At 46.4% G+C, this 23619-nt stretch carries 17 protein-coding genes and 1 riboswitch; of the genes, 8 read left to right on the forward strand and 9 right to left on the reverse strand.

Annotation, left to right across the window (positions count from 1 at the left end; translation table 11 throughout):
- Positions 1–225: 225 nt before the first annotated feature.
- Genes CLV42_RS21130 through CLV42_RS21140 form a run of 3 tightly spaced genes read right to left on the reverse strand, consistent with a single transcriptional unit; the run spans position 226 to position 4099 of the window.
- Positions 226–1272 (reverse strand): agmatine deiminase family protein, encoded by a 1047-nt coding sequence (locus CLV42_RS21130; RefSeq protein WP_106603928.1) that lies wholly within the window; start codon positions 1270–1272, stop codon positions 226–228.
- The gene (locus tag CLV42_RS21135) at positions 1272–2147 is read right to left on the reverse strand and encodes a carbon-nitrogen hydrolase (RefSeq protein WP_106603929.1); all 876 of its coding nucleotides are present in this window, start codon (positions 2145–2147) and stop codon (positions 1272–1274) included. The genes CLV42_RS21130 and CLV42_RS21135 overlap by 1 nt, the downstream gene beginning before the upstream one ends.
- A 56-nt stretch (positions 2148–2203) precedes the next feature.
- On the reverse strand, positions 2204–4099 hold the full coding sequence (locus CLV42_RS21140; RefSeq protein ID WP_146154447.1) for a peptidase associated/transthyretin-like domain-containing protein: 1896 nt from the start codon (positions 4097–4099) through the stop codon (positions 2204–2206).
- Between the two features lie 70 nt (positions 4100–4169).
- A riboswitch (cobalamin riboswitch) is annotated at positions 4170–4383 on the forward strand.
- Between the two features lie 175 nt (positions 4384–4558).
- Between CLV42_RS21140 and CLV42_RS21145 the strand changes: the two genes are divergently transcribed.
- The 5 genes from CLV42_RS21145 to CLV42_RS21165 all read left to right on the forward strand — a co-directional run bounded on the left by CLV42_RS21145 (position 4559) and on the right by CLV42_RS21165 (position 10971).
- The gene (locus tag CLV42_RS21145; protein ID WP_106603931.1) at positions 4559–5617 is read left to right on the forward strand and encodes a DUF5074 domain-containing protein; all 1059 of its coding nucleotides are present in this window, start codon (positions 4559–4561) and stop codon (positions 5615–5617) included.
- Positions 5618–5682: 65 nt separating this feature from the next.
- Positions 5683–7653 carry a TonB-dependent receptor gene (locus CLV42_RS21150; protein WP_245901706.1) on the forward strand — a complete coding sequence of 657 codons (1971 nt, stop codon included), beginning with the start codon at positions 5683–5685 and terminating at the stop codon, positions 7651–7653.
- 3 nt (positions 7654–7656) lie between these two features.
- Positions 7657–8784, forward strand: coding sequence for a DUF5074 domain-containing protein (locus CLV42_RS21155; RefSeq protein ID WP_106603932.1), 1128 nt, complete (start codon positions 7657–7659; stop codon positions 8782–8784).
- Positions 8785–8803: 19 nt separating this feature from the next.
- The gene (locus CLV42_RS21160) at positions 8804–9715 is read left to right on the forward strand and encodes a hypothetical protein (protein WP_211303506.1); all 912 of its coding nucleotides are present in this window, start codon (positions 8804–8806) and stop codon (positions 9713–9715) included.
- Between the two features lie 110 nt (positions 9716–9825).
- On the forward strand, positions 9826–10971 hold the full coding sequence (locus tag CLV42_RS21165; protein WP_245901707.1) for a family 20 glycosylhydrolase: 1146 nt from the start codon (positions 9826–9828) through the stop codon (positions 10969–10971).
- 292 nt (positions 10972–11263) lie between these two features.
- Here CLV42_RS21165 and CLV42_RS21170 read toward each other — a convergent pair whose 3' ends face one another.
- Positions 11264–12352, reverse strand: coding sequence for a fatty acid desaturase family protein (locus CLV42_RS21170; RefSeq protein ID WP_106603934.1), 1089 nt, complete (start codon positions 12350–12352; stop codon positions 11264–11266).
- Positions 12353–12642: 290 nt separating this feature from the next.
- Between CLV42_RS21170 and CLV42_RS21175 the strand changes: the two genes are divergently transcribed.
- Both CLV42_RS21175 and CLV42_RS21180 read left to right on the forward strand, forming a co-directional pair.
- The gene (locus tag CLV42_RS21175) at positions 12643–12846 is read left to right on the forward strand and encodes a cold-shock protein (protein ID WP_089836665.1); all 204 of its coding nucleotides are present in this window, start codon (positions 12643–12645) and stop codon (positions 12844–12846) included.
- A gap of 111 nt (positions 12847–12957) precedes the next feature.
- Positions 12958–14034 (forward strand): NADH:flavin oxidoreductase/NADH oxidase, encoded by a 1077-nt coding sequence (locus CLV42_RS21180; RefSeq protein WP_106603935.1) that lies wholly within the window; start codon positions 12958–12960, stop codon positions 14032–14034.
- Positions 14035–14119: 85 nt separating this feature from the next.
- Here the strand turns inward: CLV42_RS21180 and CLV42_RS21185 are convergent, their stop codons facing one another.
- From CLV42_RS21185 to CLV42_RS21205, 5 genes are all read right to left on the reverse strand, one after another.
- Positions 14120–14521: a bactofilin family protein gene (locus CLV42_RS21185; RefSeq protein ID WP_170117592.1), complete on the reverse strand. Its 402-nt coding sequence runs from the start codon at positions 14519–14521 to the stop codon at positions 14120–14122.
- Between the two features lie 46 nt (positions 14522–14567).
- Entirely contained in the window at positions 14568–15623 is a 1056-nt protein-coding gene (locus tag CLV42_RS21190; protein WP_106603937.1) for a ParM/StbA family protein, read from the reverse strand.
- A 334-nt stretch (positions 15624–15957) separates the two neighbouring features.
- Complete coding sequence (locus CLV42_RS21195) at positions 15958–16932, reverse strand: terpene synthase family protein (RefSeq protein WP_106603938.1); 975 nt, start codon at positions 16930–16932, stop codon at positions 15958–15960.
- Positions 16933–17090: 158 nt separating this feature from the next.
- Positions 17091–18863, reverse strand: coding sequence for an ATP-binding response regulator (locus tag CLV42_RS21200; RefSeq protein WP_106603939.1), 1773 nt, complete (start codon positions 18861–18863; stop codon positions 17091–17093).
- A gap of 232 nt (positions 18864–19095) precedes the next feature.
- On the reverse strand, positions 19096–21696 hold the full coding sequence (locus CLV42_RS21205) for a M1 family metallopeptidase (protein ID WP_170117593.1): 2601 nt from the start codon (positions 21694–21696) through the stop codon (positions 19096–19098).
- A gap of 157 nt (positions 21697–21853) precedes the next feature.
- Here CLV42_RS21205 and CLV42_RS21210 point away from each other — a divergent pair, with 157 nt between their 5' ends.
- A complete protein-coding gene (locus tag CLV42_RS21210) occupies positions 21854–23503 on the forward strand; it encodes a hypothetical protein (protein WP_106603940.1) in 1650 nt (549 codons plus the stop codon).
- Positions 23504–23619: the final 116 nt, after the last annotated feature.

Here is a 23619-nt window from a genome sequence, read left to right on the forward strand (position 1 = left end):
GGCTGCGTTTACGTAATGACTAATGCAAAATTACCGCGTAAAATGCTAAAGAAATGTGAAGAGGATAATTTAAGCTCTGCAGTAGCCTGATCTTTAACAATGTTATGACATTGCAGGCGGTTTCTCTATCTGAGATAAGTGGGGAGCGCGGCTTTGCCGGTAAGAGAAAAGCCTGCCAGGAGACTCATCCCCTATGCAGGCTTTAAATTAACATTTACAACCAGTTTAGATAGCAGGTTCCTGCTGGCTCAGGCAGTGAAAGCTGCCCAGGCCCCAGATGATCTCGGTAGAGTCAATACCCACTACTTCACGGTCTTTGAAGCATTCGGCGATGATCTGCAATGCCTTGTCGTCGTTTTTACAGTTGAAAACAGGAACGATCACGTGCTTATTGCTGATGTAGAAGTTGGCATAAGAGGCCGGCAGGCGCTGATCTTCATATACTACAGCATCCGGCATCGGCAATTCTACTATGTTCAGCTGTTTGCCATTCAACAGCCGCATCTGCTGTAACTGGCGGAGGTTACCCTGCAGCAGTTCATAGTTTTCGTCCTGTTTATTGCTTTCTACAACGGTGAGGACGGTGTCTTCATTCACGAAACGGATGGTATCGTCGATATGGCCGTCGGTATCGTCTCCGACGATGCCCTCATCCACCCATAACACCTGGTCAACACCATAGAACTCCTGCAGGAAATATTCGATATCGTCCCTTTTAAGGTGCGGATTACGGTTTTCGTTCAGCAGGCAGCAGCAGGAGGTCAGGAGAGTGCCTTTCCCGTTAAATTCAACAGACCCCCCTTCCATAATGATACCGGGATGGTATACAGGCAGGTTGAAATGTTCGGCAATACGGGTAGGTACTACATCGTCTTTGTCGAAAGGAGGGTATTTACCACCCCAGGCGTTATAGTTCCAGTCTACGATGAGTTTTTTCTGTGCTGTCGGATTGATGAGGAAAGCAGGGCCATGGTCGCGGCACCAGGCGTCGTTGGTGGGGTGGAAGAAGAATTCCACTTTATCCATATTGACACCAGCGTTGCGCAGGTGGCCGGTAGCGAAAGCCTTCATAGCTTCATCATTCACATTGATACGGACCAGTTCACTTTCCGCCAGGTATTTTACAAACTGGCTGTAGTAAGGATAGATCGTATGGATCTTTCCGGGCCAACTGGCTTCTTTATGGGGCCAGCTCAGCCAGGTAGCGACATGCGGATGGAATTCGGCAGGGAAAAAGTATCCCTGCTCTTTCGGCGTTGGTAGTCCGTTCATTATGCTTCGTCGATAAATCTTTTGGTGATAGGAGCGTAGGAGTCAATTCTTCTGTCGCGCAGAAATGGCCAGTGGGTACGGTACCTGTCGGTGGTGTTCAGGTCCAGTTCCTGTACATATACTTCTTCCTGGTCGTGGGAGGCCTGGTAGATAATAGTGCCGAAAGGATTGGAGATGAAGGAGCCACCCCAGAATTTCATGCGGCCTTCCTGTTCGAAGCCTACACGGTTTACACTGACTACGTGTATGCCATTGGCAATGGCATGGCTGCGCTGGATGGTCTGCCAGGCGTTGTACTGTTCTGTGTTGGTCGCATCATCCTGGGAGGTAGCCCAGCCGATAGCGGTTGGATAGAACAGTATTTCAGCACCCATGAGGGCCGTGATCCTGGCTGCTTCCGGATACCACTGGTCCCAGCAGATGAGGACACCAAGCGTCGCAAATTTTGTCTTGAAGACTTTATATCCCAGGTCGCCCGGGGTGAAGTAGAATTTCTCGTAATAAGCCGGATCGTCCGGGATATGCATTTTACGGTATTTACCCAGGTAGGTTCCGTCTGCGTCCAGTACAGCCGTGGTATTGTGGTAGATACCCTGTGTACGCTTTTCGAACAGGGAGGCGATGATCACCACACCCAGTTCTGCCGCTACCTGCTGGAGGGAGTCTGTAGACGGACCGGGAATAGGTTCTGCCAGGGAGAAATTATCATAATCCTCCACATCACAGAAATAAAGGGAAGTAAACAATTCCTGCAAACAAACGATCTGCGCACCTTTAGCGGCGGCGTCACGGATACCTTTGCTGGCTTTGGCAAGGTTTTCAGCCTTGTCTTTGCCGCAGGACATCTGCACAAAACCTACTTTAACTTTTGACATTACCTGAGTTTAATTTTTACCGTTAGAAAAATGAAGGCGCAAAATTACCAAATAATCTAGAAAAACCCGAGGCCGATATGCCAGCCAAACCAGCCCAGGACACCTGCGCCAAAATCGAAGGGGCTATAGTGCCTGGGGACCTTGATTTCATGCTCGGGGTCAGACACATCCAGTTTATCGCTATAATAAACCGTGAACGTTGGTCCGGCGAAGAAAGTAATGTTTTTTGCCAGTCGCCTGTTCCAGACTGCCTGTAACCTGACCATGGTATTGGTAGCATCCCAGTTGCCCAGGTAAACGTATTGTGAGGTAACGTCCGCAGTAATAAACGTTGAGGGAGATAATCTGAAATCGTGCCCGATACCATAACCGAAGGAATAGGCCTTCCTGTCGCCCAGGGTCATACCTGCCACCAGGAGGCTGTATAACTTTTTATTACCGGATTTATAGGCCACATTCAGGTCCATCACCTCGTTGGTATAGATCTGTACCTGGTGATAACCCCTTCTTACAAAGCTAAACAGGCCGATGCTGTAACCATCGGAGGAGTCGGCATAGTTTAATACCCCTATCTGTACGCCTTTGAGGAGGCCCGCATAGTTGACCAGTCCGGAGATCTGGGCACCACTGACGGTATCTATGGCCACATTCATCGCGCCAGCTATTTGTGCGCCCTTCACTCGTTTTGTATAGTTAATAAGGCCGGATATCTGGGCGCCATTAGTGGTGTCGATATTGACATTTAGGGCGCCGGATATCTGTGCACCTCCAATCCCCTGACTGTAGTTCGCAAGACCCGCCAGCTGTGCGCCGCTGACGGTTCCCCTGGCCAGACCGATAGCGCCGGCAGCCTGTAATCCCTGGAGATTTCCGCCGGAGTGACTGATGACGCCTGAAAGCTGTGCACCTTTTGAATCGGCGCCCGTCTGATTATATACGCCGCTCGCCTGTAAGCCCCGGAAACCGTATTTCACCATATTACTTATTCCCGCGGCCTGAAATCCTTTCAGTGAATCCAAGGTGTGATTATGTATGCCCGCCAGCTGCACACCGGTCATACGACCGCCGACGATATTAAATATGCCTGCCAGCTGTACCCACTTCACATCCTTCTGATCAATGTTAAACACCCCCGCAATTTCTACTCCGCTAAGTCCTGCTGTATAACCGCCGATGAAGTTCATGGAGAACTTATTGATTACCTGCGAGCCTATTTTCCCATGAGTACCAATAGCGGGTACGAGTGAGTACTGGTAGGGTTGTTTGGTAAAGAAGTCACTGAGGTTGAGACTCTGCATCCGCTGGCGGGAGGACAGGAAGAAACGGCCGAACATGGTCTGTTCAACGTGGGTATACTTATTTATATCTACTACGCTGAGTTGTATGGGCGGCGCTGGTTTAATACTGGCATCCAGTTCCTGGTCATGTCCGGAAGGTATCAGCATGATCGTATCCCGGTACAGTTCTTTACTCACGGTCAGCATAGCGGCGGTCCTTTCTTTTTCACGCAGGCGTATCCTGTAATAACCCTGGTCATTGGTCATGGTAGAGATCAGCTGCATTGTTTCATAGACGCTGGCATTGGTGATGGGAGATCCTGTAATGGCGTCTTTTACATGTCCGCTTACCACGAACCATTTCTCTTTTGAGGAGGTTCCGGGCTGTATGATGATCTGGTCGCCTATTTCGCGGAACTGGAAATTGCCCTGGAACAATATATCGAGTACCTGTTTGACAGATCTGTTACTTACATGTATGGTTACAAGGCTATCATCATGAATAAATTCCTTTACATAAGAGAAGTGAAATCCGCCCTGCATGCTGATGTTATCTAGTACTACAGCAAGAGGGCGTCGGTCGGCATCAACGGTAACCGTTTTATTAAGTGGGCTTTGGGCATAACTGGCGTAGCTTCCATAGAAGAATGCTATCAGTATCATTAGATGTTTCAACAGAACAGTTTTGATATTTTGAGGCAAGATACTATGTATTTTTCTTTTTGGATATTAACTACTCATACAGTAGGTTTGTGCCGCATTTGGTTTCACCTGGTGGTGAATTAATAGGGAATCCGGTGTAAATCCGGAGCTATCCCCGTAGCTGTAATCCTGTATCGTGCATGACGATCGGTTTTTCCGGACAATCAATCTCCCAATGCCACTGTTCGAATAAGACGGACGGGAAGGCCCGGAAAAAGCAGGAGAGCCAGAAGACCTGCCAATAGCAACCGACATTCCGTGCCTTCGGGTGAAAGACACTTGATGCAGTTACTGCCTGCTAAAGGCGCTGTTTCTTATTTATCAATTTAGTTGTGCCGGTAAGAAAGTCACTGTAGACAGGATTGCCTGCGATTTGTGTATTCAGTAAAAAGAGGGTCATGGTATTCATCAACCAAGATAAATGTTCGAATTATGTATAAAAATTTACGTTCCTGGTTACTGGCGGGCTTAGTATTAGCCGCTGCCTCCTGTAAGAATGATGATACTGTAGCACCTCCTCCGGGCAAGTACGACAATGGTTTTTATATTGTCAGTGAAGGAAATTTCGGTGTTGCTGCCGGTGATATCAACTACTACGATTACGATAAGGATTCTATCTACAAGTATGTTTATTCTGCAGAGAATCCCGGTAAAAAGCTGGGTACGTCCTCTACTACCATGCAGTTCGGCACCGTATACAATGGTAAGTTGTACCTGGTGGGCAAATATGATGGTCCGTTTGTAGCTGTTGATGCTGCCACACTGAAAGAGACCGGAAGGGTAGACAGCCTGCCCGGCCATGACGGACGCGCTTTCCTGGGCGTGGATGACAGCCGCGGATTGCTCAGTACCGCTGTTGGAATATATCCTGTAACCCTTTCTGGATTGACCCTGGGCACAAAGATCAGCAGCGTGGATGGTGAAGTGAAGGATATGATCAAAAGTGGTAATTATATATTTGTCATATCAGCGAAGGATGGTATCGTTGCCCTGAATGCCAATGATTACAGTCTGGCAAAGAAACTGGGAACAGCGGTATCTGGTTTTGTACAGAGCAAAGACGGTAATGTATGGGCAGCTTCCGCTACACAGCTCAAGAAGATCAATGCTGCTACGCTGGCGGTGGATAGTATTACTACCGGTTTCCCTGTTTATTTTAATGAATGGACTTATACCAATAGCTCTATAGTTGCCTCTACTACGGATAATGCTATATTTATTATCTCCGGTACCAACAAGGTATACCGTTACACTGGTGATGCAGCGTCTCTTGGTACGCCATTTATTACACTTCCTGCAGGACAGTATTTCTACGGAAAAGGTATCGGGTATGACAAAACGAAAAACTACCTGGTATTGAACAGCAATACAAATGTTTATGGTGCAGATGCCAACAATACGATCTATATACACAATGCGACTACGGGTGCCTTGCAGCACAGCAAGACCTACGAGGGATTCTATTTCCCTGGCATGGCTGTTTTCCGTTAATCCATTTTGAGACACACTTGGACAATCGCCACTACATACGATCTGTATTTCTTTTTATCCTGTGCGTGACAGTCTGCTACAGACTACATGCACAGGATAAAGTGGTGTTGCCTGCTAAAGACACGGCGGCTACCAGGATGTTGCAGGGAGTGACCATCTTCTCCGACAGAAGTAATCCGGTATCGCCGGTACAGACCCTGAGCGGCATCGCATTGGAAAAGATGAACAGTCTTTCTGTGGCAGATGCCATGCGTTTCTTTTCAGGTGTACAGCTGAAGGATTACGGCGGACTGGGAGGATTAAAAACACTGAATGTGCGTAGTATGGGGACGAATCATACAGGTGTTTTCTATGATGGTATACAGCTGGGCAATGCCCAGAACGGCACGGTGGACCTGGGAAGGTTTTCTTTGGATAATATAGAACAGATAGATCTCTACAATGCGCAGAAAGGTGTGCTGCTACAACCGGCGAAAGGATTTGCTGCAGCTTCGGCTATCTACCTGCAATCCCGTAAACCGGTGTTCCGGGAGGGAGAAAAGACCCACGGAAAAGTAGCTTTTAAGACAGGCGCTTTCGGGTTGGTCAATCCATCCCTGAGACTGGAACAACGCCTATCGGAGCGATTATCGGCTGTTGTGAGCAGTGAATGGCTGCATGGGAATGGCCGGTATAAATTCAGGTATACCAATGGCACTTATGACACTACCGCTATCAGGCAGAATGCAGCGATTGATGCCGCCCGTGTGGAGGCAGGTTTGTATGGGCAATTAAAAGACAGCAGCAGCTGGCAGGCAAAAGTGTATTATTATAATTCCACACGGGGATTGCCAGGTGCTATTGTCAGCAATAAGTTCCTGAACGGACAACATCAGTGGGACAGGAATCTGTTTATACAATCATCCTATAAGAAACAATTCGGGAAACGGTATACCATGCTGCTGAACGCGAAGTTCATGTATGACTATGTCCGTTACCTGGATACGGCCATTGTTACGGTGGATGGCCCCTTGATGAACCGTTATCAGCAGAAGGAATATTATTTCTCCTCTGCCAATCAGTATAAGATCACGTCTTTCTGGGATGTGGCTTTGTCTGCCGACTTCCAGGTGAATGAAATGACGGCTGTTAACCTCGATCATTTTGCGATTCCCACCCGTTACAGTACGTTGGCAGCAGCAGCAACGCAGTTGCACCTGGGACCAGTAGAGCTGCAGGGAAATCTGCTGGCTACCGTCGTGAACGAAACCACCAAAGCATATACAGCAGGCCGGGATTTTCATAAGTTAACGCCTACCATACTAGTCTCCTGGCAGCCTTTTCGGGAAGAGGACCTGAAAATAAGGGCATTCTACAAGAACAGCTTCCGCATGCCGACCTTTAACGACATGTATTATAGCACGGTGGGAAATCCCGCTTTGCGGCCGGAGTCTGCCAAACAATATAATATCGGGACAGGGTATACGAGGAGCTCAGGCGGGTTCCTGCAATTCTTTTCGCTGCAGGCGGATGCGTATTACACGCATGTGAAAGATAAGATCGTGGCTTCTCCGGGACGTAATTTTCAATGGATGATGCAGAATATCGGCGCTGTAGATATTTATGGTATTGACGCCAGTGTCCAGTTATCGCCTGTACTGCTGCCCGCTGTGAAAACAGATTTCTCTGTGAAGTATACTTATCAGAAGGCCCTGGACAAGAGCAATCCGGCAGAGGTCAATTATAAGGACCAGATTGCCTATATTCCGGTACATAGCGGATCATTCATTGCGCATGCCTCCTGGCACAAGTGGGATGTGAATTATAGTTTTATTTATGTCGGAGAAAGATATTTCCTGAATACCAATATTCCGCTATATTACATGGAGCCCTGGTATACCAGTGATGTCTCTGTGACGACCAGTTTGTTATTTGGTCGAAAGCTGGTGAAGCTGACCGGGGAATTAAATAATGTATTTAACCAGTATTATGACGTTGTGATTAACTACCCGATGCCAGGGCGTTATTACCGTCTTACTGCCAGTATAAATTTTTAGTCTATGCGTTTTTATATATCACTGCTGGTTGTGTGTGGTTTGCTTACGGGGCTTGCTGCCTGTCGTAAGGGTGCGTCTGTCGTACCGGGTGATGACACACATGTGGGGGCTGACAGCCTGCGTAATGGCTTTTACCTGCTGAATGAGGGTAACATGGGTATGAACCTGGCCACACTGGATTATTATAACAGCAGCACGGGTATTTACAGCAGCAATATTTACAGTGCTATCAATCCCGGTGCCACCAAAGAGCTGGGGGATGTGGGGAATGACCTGCAGATCTATGGAGGTAAACTGTATGCAGTGATTGCCCTGTCTGATAAGGTGGAAGTGATGGATGTGCATACGGCAAAACGTATCGGGCAGATCAATGTGCCCTCCTGTAGGTATATTACTTTTTACAAGGGGAAGGCTTATGTTAGTTCGTACGCCACTACAGCAGGTGGAACATCCGGCGTGAATGGCTATGTAGCCGAGGTTGATACAGCTACCTTACAGGTGATCCGTACTGCAGGTGTAGGCCGGCAGCCGGAGGAAATGGCGATATCGGGAGATAAGATGTATGTGGCTAATTCGGGGGGATATAGCGCCAGTAATTTTGAAAGAACGGTGTCGGTACTCGATATGAATACGTTTAAGGAGATAAAACGTATAGATGTAGCTGTTAATCTGCACCATGTAAAGGCAGATAAATACGGCGATGTTTATGTCACTTCCCGGGGGGATTATTATGACCTGCATTCAAAGCTGTTTGTGATAGATACCCAGCGGGATATTGTAAAAGACTCTTTAGCAGCTGCAGTCAGTGATATTTGGATCTCGGGAGATAGTGCGTATATCTATGGTGTTGAATGGAGTTATGTGACAAACAAGAATACCATCAGCTATGGTATTGTTGATATCAAAAACGAACGTATGCTCACCAATAAGTTTATTACAGACGGGACTGATGCACAGATAACGACGCCTTCCGGCATAGCTGTTGATCCGACTACCAAAGAGATCTATGTAACAGATGCAAAGGATAACCTGCTGCCGGGAACATTGTATTGTTTTAGTCCGGCGGGTAAAAAGAAATGGAGCGTGACCACGGGAGATATTCCGGGGCATTTTGCTTTTGTACGGAATTAACCATTCAACCTGATTGCTTATGCGTATTACCAGAATAATCATTTTAACCGGGCTGCTGGCAGGGGTGCTTGTTTCCTGCTCGAAAGATGATGGAGACCAGCCGGGAGGAGCCGGTATCAGGCCCATTACAGATAGCAGTAGTCCCTATATCAGTGTGGTATATGACTATCAGCCTGCGCCGGGACAATTCGTCAATGAGAGTATCGGCACTCCGGCAGGCGCACAAAAGATCATTGGAGGAACATCAGAACTGCTGCACCTTGGCGCGTTTGGTGGGTATGTAGTATTTGGGTTTGACCATTCTATCCTCAATAAAAGCGGCGCTGATCTGGCTATTTATGGCAATCCGGTAAAGCCGCCTGTGGAGCTGTCGGAACCGGGTATTGTGATGGTGAGTAAGGACGAGAACCGGAACGGTAAGCCTGATGATACCTGGTATGAGCTGGCGGGCAGTGAATATCGTGCAGCCACCACTATCAGGCATTATAAGGTGACTTATTTTAATCCGGGTGGTGTGAAGGATGTTCCCTGGAAGGATAACCAGGGGCGTTCTGGTGCGGTGTTGATCAATACTTTCCACAATCATTCGTATTATCCTTTATTTGCGGCGAACCAGGATTCTATCAGCTTTGAAGGCACCTTACTGAAAAGTACCTCCGGCGTGCTACCAGGAACGGATACTTATGTGAATACGGGGTTTGCCTGGGGGTATGCGGACAACTGGGGTACCGATCCTGTAAAAGATCCTTATGCCACTAACCTGTATAATTCATTTGATCTGTCCTGGGCAGTGAATAGCAATGGGGAGGCAGTGAGCCTGTCTGCCATTGATTTTGTAAAAGTGTATACCGGTCAGCAGGACAAAGGTGATGCGGCGGTAGGGGAGACCTCTACTGAGATCAGGGGTGCCGTTGATCTGAATATGAAATAATTTGCTACTAATTTTTGTTATTTTACGAGGGCTGTTCGCTGAAGGTGGACGGCCCTTTCCATTATTTATGTTCACGTTCAAAATTCAATTCCATGCTTAAAGCCACATTTATGAGAAATGTGCTCCTGCTCTGTATGCTGGCGGCCGTTCTGACTGCGTTCAGGTCTACCAGCAGAACAACAGCCACTCAGGCGCCTGTACCTGACAGTATTATGCCCGTAAGAGGTTTTTGTATCGGAGCGCCCAGGAAGGCTGCGCTCGATGATTTTATCAAATTTATTAAAGAAGAACTGGTTACCCGTAAGGTCAACACCCTTATCCTGCGTGTGGATTACAACTATGAGTACGAAAGTTATCCTGAACTGAGGGAACAGGGGGCGTTATCGAAGGCTGATATCAAAAAGTTGGTGCAGGTATGCCGTCAGAACAAGATCAACCTCATTCCGCAACTGAACCTGTTGGGGCATCAGTCCTGGGCCGGACAGACGAATAACCTGCTGACCAAGTTCCCGCAGTTTGACGAAACGCCCTGGGTAAAGATGCCGGAAAAGTATGAGTGGCCTAATGCTGATGGACTGTATTGTAAGAGTTATTGTCCGCTGCACCCGGAAGTGCACGACGTAGTATTCAAGCTGATGGATGAGCTCTGCGATGTGTTTGAGAGTACAGCTTTCCATGCAGGGATGGACGAAGTATTCTACATCGGAGAAGCGAAATGTCCCCGCTGTGGCGGCCGTGACAAGGCAGAATTATTCGCAGGAGAAGTAAGCCTGTTACGTAACCATCTAGCAGAAAAGGGAAGGAACTTATGGATATGGGGCGACCGTCTCATAGATGGTAAAACCACTGGCATTGGTATGTGGGAAGCTAGCCTGAACAATACCTATCGCGCTATTGACCTGATCCCTAAGGACGTGGTGATCTGCGACTGGCATTACGACCGTCCTGATAAAACGCCAGTGTATTTTGCTATGAAGGGCTTAAAGGTGATCACCTGTCCCTGGAGGAAGCCTGACTTTGCCACACAGCAGGTAAAAGACATGCTGGAATACCGGGCATCTTCAACGCCGATCATGAAAGACAGGTATCAGGGGATGATGCAGACGGTATGGTCTGGTCCGGAAGACTTCATGGATGAATATTATGGCAGGAAACAGCCAAGGCCGCGTGAAGATGGTAAGCCTGCGGATACGGTACATACGCAGACAAAGTGTTTCCGTCAGCTATTTACTGAGATCAATAAGGCGACAATGTAAGCCTGAATTGTTATAAAATAAAAACGGGCGGTCTTGTTAAAGACTGCCCGTTTTTTTAGTGATGTAAGGTTACTTTTCTGCCATTATGAAGAGGGTTTGATACCGCTCTAACTTCGTTCGTATACCGTCTTAAGAATGTTTCACCTATGTTCATCTTACGTTAATCCTACGTCTTTGAACGTAGGATTAACGTAAGATGAACATAGGTGAAACATTGTTTGTACCTGATTATGACGAAGTTAAGGCATATTTTGTTAGGTGCTTGATTGTGTCAAGCAATTAATTGCCTATGTCAACCAGCCAATGCCGGAACCGGTTTCCTACCAAGATCGCGCATAAAGCGGAAGTGGGAGCGTACGGCAGATGTCATGGTAGGCAGGCAGTTATATTGTACGTTGAACTCAGCGCATTTGGCTTCGACGATCTTACTTATTTCAGGGTAGTGTACGTGGCTGATACGGGGGAACAGGTGGTGTTCCACCTGGTAGTTCAGTCCGCCGACAAACCAGGAGATGATCTTATTGCCAGGGGCAAAATTGGAAGTGGTATTGATCTGATGGATCGCCCATTCGTTCTCGATCACTTTCGCTTCGTCGCCGACTACTTCGAAATTAGTCTCTTCTACCACATGTGCCAGCTGGAAAACGATGGCCAATGTAAAGCCCATCACTATGTGCATCGCGGTAAAGCCAATCGCCCAAGCCTGCCAGCCAACTGCGGCAACCGGGATGGCCACATAAAATATGAGATACAGCACCTTGCTGGCCCAGAACGTCACATGATCTTTCATCTTCATTGGCTGCAGCGGTGTTCTATATACTTTGCGGCTAAGGTATTTGACAAAATCCATAATAAATACCCATGCAAAGGAAGAGATCGCGTATATCGCCACAACGTAAATGTGCTGTATACGGTGAGCCGGTGTCCAGGTCTGTGTGCTGCACTGGCGCATTAACGGACTCTTCGCGATATCATCGTCCATACCGTCTACATTCGTATAGGTGTGATGGATCACATTGTGTTTCTGTTTCCAGATGAAAGCATTTCCTCCCAGGGCGTTCAGTGTGAGTCCGAGGAGATTGTTCACTCTTGAATTTTCTGAATAGCTACCATGGCATGCGTCGTGCATGACATTAAAACCGATACAGGCCAGGACAAAGCCCAGTATTGCCGAGAGGGCAGTGCCTAGTAATGCGGACATTGGAAAGGTGAGAAGAGAAAGATAGAGCACCACTGCCAGTGGGATCAGTACAATTGTCTTTATGTAAAGATGCCGGTTGCCCGTTTTTTTAATGTTGTTTTCTACAAAGTATTCTTCTACCGAGGCTTTCAGCGATTGGAAGAAGAGTGCCTTTTTGTTGTTGAATGTAACTTTGGCCATAAAAAAGCTTAAAAAGAGAATTTAGTTCGCGAATCTGTTGTAGGTGGTAATAGTTGGCAATTGATGACAGAACTGAAGAAGAAGTTGAGTCGTTCAAATTCAAAAAAAGTTACATCCCCGTATTGCACAGGCACAAAGTAGACATAAGAATCCATATATAAAAATGTTATAAATATGTTAAACTTATAATACCGGGCAATAGAGGAAAATATTGAGAAATAATGAGTTTTATTTGGTACAGAATGTTTTATGAGTTACCTTCAATCTTTACAAATTTTCAAATAGTACAAATGAACACAAAATTCCAGGGAACTGTAAAGTTCTTTAACGAGACAAAAGGCTTTGGCTTCATTAAACATGAAGAGTCCAATAAAGAGACTTTTGTACACGTAAACGGTCTTATTCACGAAATCCAGGCAGATGACAGAGTAGAGTTCGAGCTGCAGGAAGGTAGGAAAGGTATGAATGCCGTTAACGTTAGACGTATCGACTAAGCTTGCTTTTTCATACATTTAGCAATGAACCCTCAGGCGATGCCTGGGGGTTTTTGTTTTGTATTATTTCTTACCTTTTGTGACTAAAAACGTAAACAAAACAACAGATTGATGGCAGCACTTTTCTCTCCTTTACAGATCAGGAATGTTACATTCAGGAACAGGATCACGGTTTCTCCGATGTGTGAGTACAGTTCAGAAAATGGTTTTGCCAATGACTGGCATTTGGTGCATTTAGGAAGCCGTGCAGTTGGCGGGGCAGGGCTGATTATTACAGAAGCGGCGGCAGTTAGTCCGGAGGGGCGGATATCACCTGCCGATCTCGGTATATGGGACGATGCGCATATTCCTAATCTGGAAAGGATCACCAGCTTCCTTTCTGCTCATGGTGCAGTGCCTGGTATACAACTCGCGCATGCCGGAAGAAAGGCGAGCACAGATGTACCGTGGAAAGGCATCAAACTGGTACCCGCTGATAAGGGAGGTTGGGAAGAGATCTATGCTCCCAGTGCTGTTCCTTTCTCAGAGAAATATGGGCAACCTATTGCTTTGACAACAGCAGGTATTCATAAAGTGATCGCTGATTTTAAAGATGCTGCCGTACGTGTATTAAAAGCGGGGTTCAAAGTGATAGAACTGCATGGTGCGCATGGATATCTCCTTCATGAATTCCTGTCTCCGCTTAGTAATCAACGGACGGATGAATATGGCGGTAGTTTTGAGAACAGGATACGGTTATTGCTGGAAGTGGTGGCAGCTGTGAGAGAAGTCTGGCCGGAAGATTATCCGCTGTTTGTAAGGCTATCTGCGACGGATTGGGCAGATGGTGGCTGGGACCTGGAGAGCAGCACGGAACTGGCGCGCATACTAAAAAATAAAGGCGTAGATCTTATTGATACCTCCTCAGGAGGGTTAGTGCATCATCAGAAAATAACTGTTGGGCCCTTGTATCAGACGCCGTTTGCTGAGCATATCCGTAAGGAGACCGGTATATTGACTGGTGCAGTTGGAATGATTACCACAGCAGCAGAGGCGGAGTCGATTATTGCAGAAGGGAAAGCTGATCTGGTGGTGATGGCGAGGGAGTTTTTGAGGGATCCATATTTTCCTATGCGTGCGGCGCATGAGTTGAAGGATGAGTCATTCGTTTGGCCAGTGCAGTATGAGAGAGCGAAGTTGAGGAGTTAATAAAAAATGATCAATTACAATGAGCAAGTCGTACGCTAAAGCGTAGGTCCTCATCCAAACTTGTAATTGATCATCTAAACTATTCTTAAAACCACGAACTCGCCTGCTCTTCATCTTCAGCCGGCTGTGGCTTTTCAACATCTTCTTCAACAGGTGGGGGAACAACATCATCGGCTTCGGTTGGATGCTTACGGATAGCGCCTTCAATAACGGCATCCTGCTCCACTTCCAACACCAATGCGGTCACATCACCTTTTACATATGCTTTATTGCTGATGACAGCTTTGTTGGTCACAATAATATCCCCATAGACTTTACCGTAGGTAACCAGATCTGTTGCATAGATATTACCGCGGATGTTTGCGCTTTTACCTATGACCAGCATGCCCTCAGTCCGGACATCGCCTCTTATGTTACCATCAATACGTCCGGGAATAGTGGATTCGACAGCGCCCTGCACGGACACCTGGCTTGGGATCAGAAACATGTCCTTTCCAAAAGCCCTTTTAATTAAGTCTTTCAAGGGAAGCACATCACAAGTTTGAGACAGCAGATAAAGTTTCTTCTTCAAAAATAGAAATGATCGAGGACGCATTGCCAAGGTCAAGTCCCACGCTGCGATGATGTTTATCGTCTGATATTCTCAATGAGTTGTACAGATAGCCGATGCTTACAAGATTTTCAGGATTAGGCGCTACTTCTACAGGAATAAAGTCTTTGAACTCTTCCATAAAAGCGTCCGTCAGTTCGCGGTAGTATGCACCTCCACCCATCAGGTAGATCTTGCTACAGTTTTCAAAGTCCTGGTCGGTAAAATAGTTTCTCATCAGCGGAGAGACTACTTCCTTATAATACTGGGTCAATAAAGCCTTGCGTACATCCTTCAGATCAATGCGTTTCCTGTTGGTAAAGATAGAACCTTTCATGAAAGCATCGTCCAGCTGGTGCTCATTTTTCATGTCCAGGTAGTACTGTTTGTTCAGCTCACGGGCCAGGTTGTTAATGGCATATTTAATACCGTGAGAGCTGAAGCAGGTACGGTGAATGAGACCATCAGCTGTTGCCATACCGCCTTCAATGGTACCAAAGCCAAAGCTGACAGCGATGAAATTTTCGGTTTTAGGATCATTGACGGTCTTCTTCAGGCCGATGATACCACCTACAATCTCGGGGATCACTTCATACCGTTCAATGTCCAGCATCCCTTTTTTGATGGCGCCTTTATTGTTAAAAGTATGAGTATCGTATTCTATGAGAAAATGACGCTTGTTCAGAAAGTTCTCTGCTGCGCTTTTGTAGATATTGTAAGTAGAAAAAGGAAAGCCCATTGTAATGGACAATGGTTGCTGTACTTTATCCAGCACGTTCACCAGTCCTGCTTTGAAGAGGATTTCATAATCATCCTCCTGTGGAGCGGCATTGGTGATACGACCGGGATTGATCCCGCCACGCCTTGCCAGGTTTCCGACGATATACCAATTCTCATCTTTTTTGATCTTCAGGCCATTCAATAAGTCTTTTGAGGAATTTTCTGTGTTACCATACGCAGTTTCGAAAACGCTCGGAAAGCTAATGGGTGATACTTTCATGATAGCAGGATTATTATATATGATTAAAACTCAGGTTCTTGTTTTCAATAAATTCAAGGTTCAATCTGTCACGATAACTCCAGGGCCTTAGGTTTTTTCACAGGGGAGGGGCATTACTCCCGCACTACAACAACATTAAATATATAAAATTATATTAAACATTACCAAGCAGAAACTGAACACTTTTTAAAATATATTGATTATCAGACTTTTGGAGGGTTAACAAATTGCTATGAAATGGAAGTGTCAGGAGAAGAACCGGATAAGTTGCAGGAGGACGAATGATGAGGAGAGGTACCTGGCAGGAAAAGGTTCCCGCCAGGGGAAAGTGGTCTTATCTGGCCGTGTAATTGAATTCATACCTGGCAGTGTCATAAATGGACCAATCCATAAAACCCCGTACCATTGTACCTAATGCATCCAGGTGACGCTGGATGGAATAGTCAATGTGTGAGCCAAAGGAAGGTAGTTGCGTTCTCAGCTCGTTGAAAAGCGCTATTTCCCGGTTATGGATAGCCGCTGTTTCGGCAATGGCTTCCTCAAGGCTGATCTGCTGTTCATGTTCAATTACCACCACAAGGTTGTGATCATCTCCGTGAGCCAGTTCTTTGGACAGGGAGAAGAGGTCGTTGGCCCAGCATACTGCCCGCCGTGCAAGATCTACCAGCTTCTGGAACTGCTCATTCTGCAGTACAAAAATGGGGAGGTAGGTCTGTGCCGCTACTTCCAGCATATCTGTACCCAGATTAGCGCCGCTAAAGAACGGACGCATCTGCATGTACTGGAAAACGGATGGATGCCTCCGCTGTTTTGCATTTTCAGCTTCCCAGACGGCTGCTTCGAAGGTCGCCTTAAGACTAAGGGTGAACTGACACTGCCACGATACAGTACTCAATTGCCGCATCTTATTCCAGAAATCGCTGAGGGCGGCCAGCACAGGATTAATATCCCGGCCAACGAATTTGTCATACCGTAGCACGTTCACAAAATCTGTGATCACTTGTTGCAGATAGCCCTGTTCGCGGTACCCTGCTGTTTCAGGAGTAACATGGTCCAGCAGATCGTCCAGTACGAAGAGCCAGGTGTTCAGATCGTTGGCCGTGCACAGGAAGTCCAGCTCTGCATCCGGGTAGGTGCGGGCAGTCATCCATGCAAATTTGTACTTACGGAAGCGGTCGTACGCCTCGTCAGATTGTAACAGATTGAATTCCTGCAGCCACGCAGATGTGTGCTGGTCAATTTCTGATACGAATGGACTGATTTTGGCCTCAAAAGGGCAATTGAGTAACGGAACGTTAATTGGTTGCATAAAAATTGGGTTTAAAAAGTGAGAGGAGTAAAAAACTAATTCAGACAAAAATGTACTCTGATGACGCGACATAATCGCAGTCAAATGACGTGAAATTGAGGAAGATGAGTAGTTGTGCGGCCTGTACCAGGGTAGTCAGGAATCGGGAGAAGAAAAGCTTATAACAATGCCGGGCTATTCAGGCATTGTTTGAGTGCAACATTCAGTAGTTTAAAATCGACCGGTTTGATCAGATAGGCAGTAGCACCTGCCTCGATAGTGGCGATCCTGTCTTCTTCGAAAACATCGCCTGAAATGACAATCACAGGAACTCTGCTGAGCATAGGAGTGCTTCTTACATAGGCCAGGATCTCTCCGGCTTCCATATCTGGTAAATGCCTGTCTGCCAGGATAATATCAGGAGTATAATGATGCAATAATTCTATCGTGTCTGCGCCTGTACCGCAGGATTCCAATTCACATCCGAGCCTGCGCAGGTACTGCGTCAAATAAATCCGGCTCATATCGTCGTCTTCTATAACCAGCACCTTCACACCGGTGTAGACAGCGTTGTCTGTGTGTGTTTCAGGTACTTCTTCCTGAGCAACGGGTACAGCACAGGCCTGTAACGGAAACGTAAAACTGAATTCGGTTCCTTTACCTACTACACTCTCTACCGAAATATCGCCTCCCAGGAGCGTAGCCAGGTGCCGCGCAATGTGCAGTCCCAGGCCAGTGCCACCGGAAAAGCTGTTCCATCCGGTAATAAAAGGATCGAAGATAGGCGCTATCTTGTCCTCACTGATGCCTTCTCCCTGATCTTTTACTTTGATACTGCAGGTGTCATTTTCAACGGTAGCCGATAAGGTGATCGTGCTGTTATCTGCCGTGAATTTTACTGCGTTAAACAAGAGGTTGTTGATGACCTGGGTGAGCTTGACCTTATCTGTTACGAGGAGTGTAGGGAGTTTCCGTTTGTTATAATTCAGCACAATGCGTACGCCTTTTGTTTTGGCGATATATTGGCCCGTATCTACGATATTGTTCAGTAAACCTCTTATTGCAAAGGCTTCATTATGTACCTCATGCAGCTTGCCAGCTTCTATTCTTGATAATTCCAGCACATTATTGATCACATCCAGTGCATGATGACTGGCGGCGCAAAGATGTTCCGCCTGCTTTATATAGGCCGTATCATTATTATTCTTCGCATCCATCAGCAATAACTGGCTGATGGAATAAATGGCATTCAACGGTACGCGGATCTCATGGTTGGTTTCCCGGAGAAAAACACTTTTGTAGTTGTTGGCCTTTTCCAGTTCGCCGGTTCTGAACTGCACTTGTTTTTCCAGGTTCTCACTATGCTCTTTCTGTGCGTTCAGCAATTCATCGTTATGTTTTACATAGAACATGATGATGAGAATATTCAGCGATACAATAACCAGGATAGCAGAATAATGAATGATGATCCTGCTTACAGGGGTAAAATCATATGGGGGAATGATACCTGCCAATCGGTTTACTTCCAGCATAATCAGCGTGATCAGCGCTACTACAATGCAGGTAGTACGGAACATTTTATCTTTTACGATGAGCAGGGAAGTACCTATCAGGAATATAGCCAGCAAACTGGCTTCTACAACACCCGCGAGCAGACAGCCAAAGTAGAATGTAGCTGCATTATGGATCATCTGCAGATAGAATGCAGCTATGTCGTACTTCCTTTTTTTATTGAGGAATATAACGTAGAAACAGGCCGATCCTTCTACGAAAGTACCCAGGAAAAGACCAAGCTTTCCGGAGACAATATAGAAGAATGTCCCAAAGAATAGTGCCATTACACCGGTGACTATGGCAAGAATGTTTACTTTAATGATCCTGCTCCTTTCGTTTAAATCAAGGGTATCTGCACCAATCAGGGTAACTGCTCGAAATATCCCCTTTATACTCATTCGCAATCGGGTTTACTGGAATTACTTCCGGGGTTTGTTAGTGTTGTTATAGGTCTCTATAATATAAAATCTATATGATATAAAAGTTGTCCTGTTTAGTTATGGCCGAATAATAATCCACAATATAAATAATTACCAACAAAAAAAGCCAAAGGGAGAAGCCCTTCTGGTGATAATGAGTACTTATCACCAGAAGGGCTTCTCCCTCAACAAATAATCTTTTCTGTATACGTTATTTAAAATCAGTATCCGTGATACCGCTGTTTATTTTGATGTCGTCTACCTTGAAATCAATCTGTTGTCCACCGATGTTATTCTTCAGCAGGAAAGGGAATTTCACACCATTTACCTCTCTGTAATCACTTGCTTCAATGGCGCCGGTTTCCTGTTCTCCATTGCGGCTTATTTTCTTTACGAGGAAGCCTGTGGCAACATCATAATAAAGTTCGGTAACCAGATCATCATCTTCTTTTACGGTGATGAGATAAGTGTCTTTACCGTTGTCGTCAGTTACAATGTTGGGCGACAGATGTATCTCAACACCATCTTTCAGGTAATCTACTTCAGGGATCAGGGCAAGATTCGCTCTGATGCGTTCTCTTGACGCCGCATCTACCGGAACAGGGTTGCCCATCTGTATAGCAGAAACGCTATCTCCGTTTACAACCAGTTTAGTAGCATGAACGTTCATCATAGGAATGAATACATCCAGCATGAATTTGTCGGGCGATTTGAATTTCCTTGTCATTTTGATCTCAGTGCCCTGCACAGTGCCTGTAGCAGTGGTCACCTGGTCTTTGATCGCTTTTACCTTATCGATACCGCCAATGGCTTGCAGGTACTTGTTGAGAACGTCTTTTGCGGTAACATTAGCTGGTACTTTCTTGGAGCCGCCTGCCCAGATATTGTTGGACGGATCAATATCCGGGAACGCTTTGTCAGGGTCTATTACCACTTTGGTGATCCTGGAGTCTGAATTTTGTTTGAATGTCCAGGTGGAACCGCGTTGCCAGATTTCTGCAGGCAGTTTTACTGTGTCGGTATTTCCTTTGCTGTCGGTGATAGCAAGAACTACCGGAAGTGCCATCTGTTCGAGGTTTTCTATGGTGATCAATGCGCCTTTAGCAGGATCATTGTTTACATATTTTACATCTTTCACTGATTGGTCCAGCTTCCAGCTGTTGAGGAACCAGCCTCTCCAGAACCAGCTCAGGTCTTCACCAGCTACGTTTTCCATGGTACGGAAGAAGTCCCATGGTGTAGGATGTTTAAATGCCCAACGTTCTATGTAAGTACGGAATGCATATTCGAAGCGTTCTTTACCGAGTACATAATCGCGCAGGATGCTAAGTCCCATAGCTGGTTTGTAATAAGCTGCAATACCCAGGTAGCTGCTTTGGATCACGTCGGGAGTGCTCATGATAGGATCTCCGCTCATGGCGCGGCCCATTGACTGTCCCTGTTGTTTCTGGTAAAACTCCCCATTGTTGAACACCTTACCGGAACCATCGTTGATGAACGTATTGAAGCCTTCATCCATCCAGGCGTATTTCCTTTCGTTTGAACCTACGATCATCGGGAACCAGTTGTGACCAAATTCATGATCGGTTACACCCCATAATCCACCGCCAGTGCTTCTGTGGGAGCAGAATACGATACCGGGATATTCCATACCACCTACGATACCAGCCACGTTAGTAGCTACGGGATAGGTATATTCAAACCATTGTTTGGAGTAGATCTCTATACAACCTTTTACGAATTCTGTAGATCTGGCCCAGCCATTAGGCGTTACAATGCTTTCTACAGGATATACTGACTGTGCCAGTGCTTTTTTGCCGCTTGGGAGGTTGATACGGGCTGCGTCCCATACGAATGCAGTAGAAGCTGCCCAGGCCACATCGCGTGCATTTTTACAGATAAAATGCCAGGAGTGCATGCCGCCTCTTGGTTGTGCAGCTACCACTTCAGCGCTGTCTCTGATCATAACAGTTTTGTCGCTGTTCCGCGCTTTTGCCAGTTGCGCCTGTTGTTTAGGCGTCAGTACCTGCGCCTCATTCTGTAACTGGCCGGAACCAGCTACTATCATGCCGGCAGGAGCCGTGATGGTATAATCGAAGTCGCCATATTCCAGGTAAAACTCCGAAGCACCCTGGTAGGGAATGGAGTTCCAGCCCAGTATATCATCGTATACCTCCATACGTGGATACCACTGTGCCACCTCATAGATCCATCCGTAGCGTGTATTCAGACGCCCGGTACGGTCAGTACCGTATTGTGGGACCTCATATGCGTAGTCTACATAGATCTTTGCAACGGCGCCATCTGCTTTCAGGGCTTCCGGCAGGATCAGCTGCATACGGGTATCTGTGATGTTATATTTTACGGCTGTTTTCTTACCGTTGATCACTACGTTTACCGCTTTGATGTTATAACCTTCTGTGAAGGAACGGTTGGCAAAACGGCCGCCTGTTACCACGGTGGTAGCTGCGCCACGGGAGTCTTCCCGGTAGATGTTCTGATCGAGCTGCAGCCAGAGGAAAGGCAGTTTATCAGGGCTGCTATTCTTGTATGTGATGGCTACTGAACCACTGATACGATGAGTAGCGGTATCGAGGACCGCGCTGATGGTGTAGTCCGCCCTGTTCTGCCAGTATTTGTGGCCAGGGGCGCCGGAAGCGCTGCGATACTCGTTGCCGTTGGTAGGATAAAACAGGGGACTAAAAGCCTCGTGCTGGTCATACTTTGAAGTCGCCGTTGTCTGTCCTACTGCAGCATGGACAAAACATGCCAGCAGAAAACCAGAGCAGAGCAGGATTTTGTTGATTGTCATTAGCGTTTCGATTTGGAAATAGCCATAAATATAAGATAATGCTGTTAAGCAAGTAGAGAAAAAGCAAAAAGGACGGTGCAATTTGTCTAGCGGCCAACACACATTTGAAAAATATTATATCTTTACTGTCAGAACGATAGACTTTAACCTATAACCTATGAAAATTTTCCGGACAGGCATGGGCCTGTTTTTCCTGCTATTCACCAGCCACTCTTTTGCACAAACAAATACACCCGCACCGTCAGTACAGCTTAGCCCTACGTTTCCGGAGCCTGGAGAGGGGTTTGACAAGATTGTGCTGCTACCTGGCGGGAATACCTGTTACCTGCATTTTGACAAAAAGCAGGGCATCATAGCGAATATTTATAACGAGCAGCGTGCCGTTGCCGCTACAGAGGTGATCAGGGGAAAGTTATGGGATGCTTCCAATCTGAATGATACTGAAATTGACGGGATCTATTCTATCAATAACCAGGTGGTGATCTTCCTGCAACAGCTGGTAAAGTTCAAACCGAACCTGTATCGCCTGGTGCTGGATGGCAGCAATGGTAAACTCATACAGGAAGATAAGCTGGGTGAATTGCCTACTGTATTGCACAAGGATGTGATGGTGCAGGATAATTTTGCTTCGCATGATTTCTATGTATCCAAAGACCCAAATAGCGGTTACTATGCGGTGGCTTCTTTTGCCGGTGGAGAATTGCAACGTAGGGAATCTTCCGCAGAAAGGGTACAGATACTTCATTTTACGCCGGAACATCAGTTGATCAGGCGTAGTTTCTATGCTGTTTCCGAAGAGAACTATCCTTACCTGGGCTATATGGATATGGCAGTACAGGGTGGAGAGAAAATATACCTGGCTACTGTAGCACTTAACAATCGCAGGAGCCTGAAAGATACGAGCGTAGTGGTCGTGATATCTGCTATTGGCAAAAATGACAGCAGTTTCACGCATACCATGTTGCCTTATACGGCTAACTTTACCGATGTTCATGCTTCCGTGCAATACGCGTCTGCGGTGAACGGCCTGCAGGTATTGCTGACCACCACCGATAACCAGTCGGCTAAAACTGCTGTTCCGGGCACTTACATGAACTACCTGGATGCGGGTACGCTGGCGTTTAAAGCCAATCAGCTGCTGGCAACGGATAAGATCAGCGCCTTTGCACAACAAAAGATGAAATATACCGGTGCTTATACCGGTCAGCCGCAGGCCCTGATCACACATGAAGATGGCAGCAGCACGGTATTGTTGGAAACTATGGACCAGTTTACTACTCCCGGCAGCAACGCATGGAATAAGACCCATACGAATATGAACGATATTGGTGTCAGCAATATTGACGCCGGTGGACATGAGCAATCCGGTTATGGATTGATAAAAATGCAGGTAGCTAATGGGACGTATGAGCCCTTATATTTTCATCGGAAAGAGAAAGGGCAGTGGTTCTTCCGAAACAGGATACAGGTACTGAACACGACGCCTTATTTGTCGTATGATTATCTGCCAACGTCTAAAGCGACCTATATTATCTTCAACGACTATCTCGCTTACCTGGATCAGGGGGGTACTTACCAGGATAAAAAGCCGCTGAAATATCTGACGGAGGCAAATGCGGTTTGTTACAGATGTACTGATGTGAGCCAGGAAAGACTGTTTTTATTTGGTACGCCTGAAACCTTCAAGGGATACTATTGTATGCTGGGAGCATCCGATTACGATGAGAAGAAATATACTTATGCGACTATCATGATCACGCGGAAAGGAGAGGAGAAGAAGGCGTGTATTGCCTGGGTGAAGTTCTGAGAAGAAGCCCCGTATAATCAGAAGAGGATGTATTCAATTGCTGTTTGAATGCATCCTCTTCTGGTTTACGCTAAGTAGCTTCGGTTTCAGTATGGGATGGCGGTCGGCGCCTCTCT

Origin of the sequence: Chitinophaga ginsengisoli, from assembly GCF_003014595.1 — a bacterium.
GTDB classification, from domain to species: domain Bacteria; phylum Bacteroidota; class Bacteroidia; order Chitinophagales; family Chitinophagaceae; genus Chitinophaga; species Chitinophaga ginsengisoli.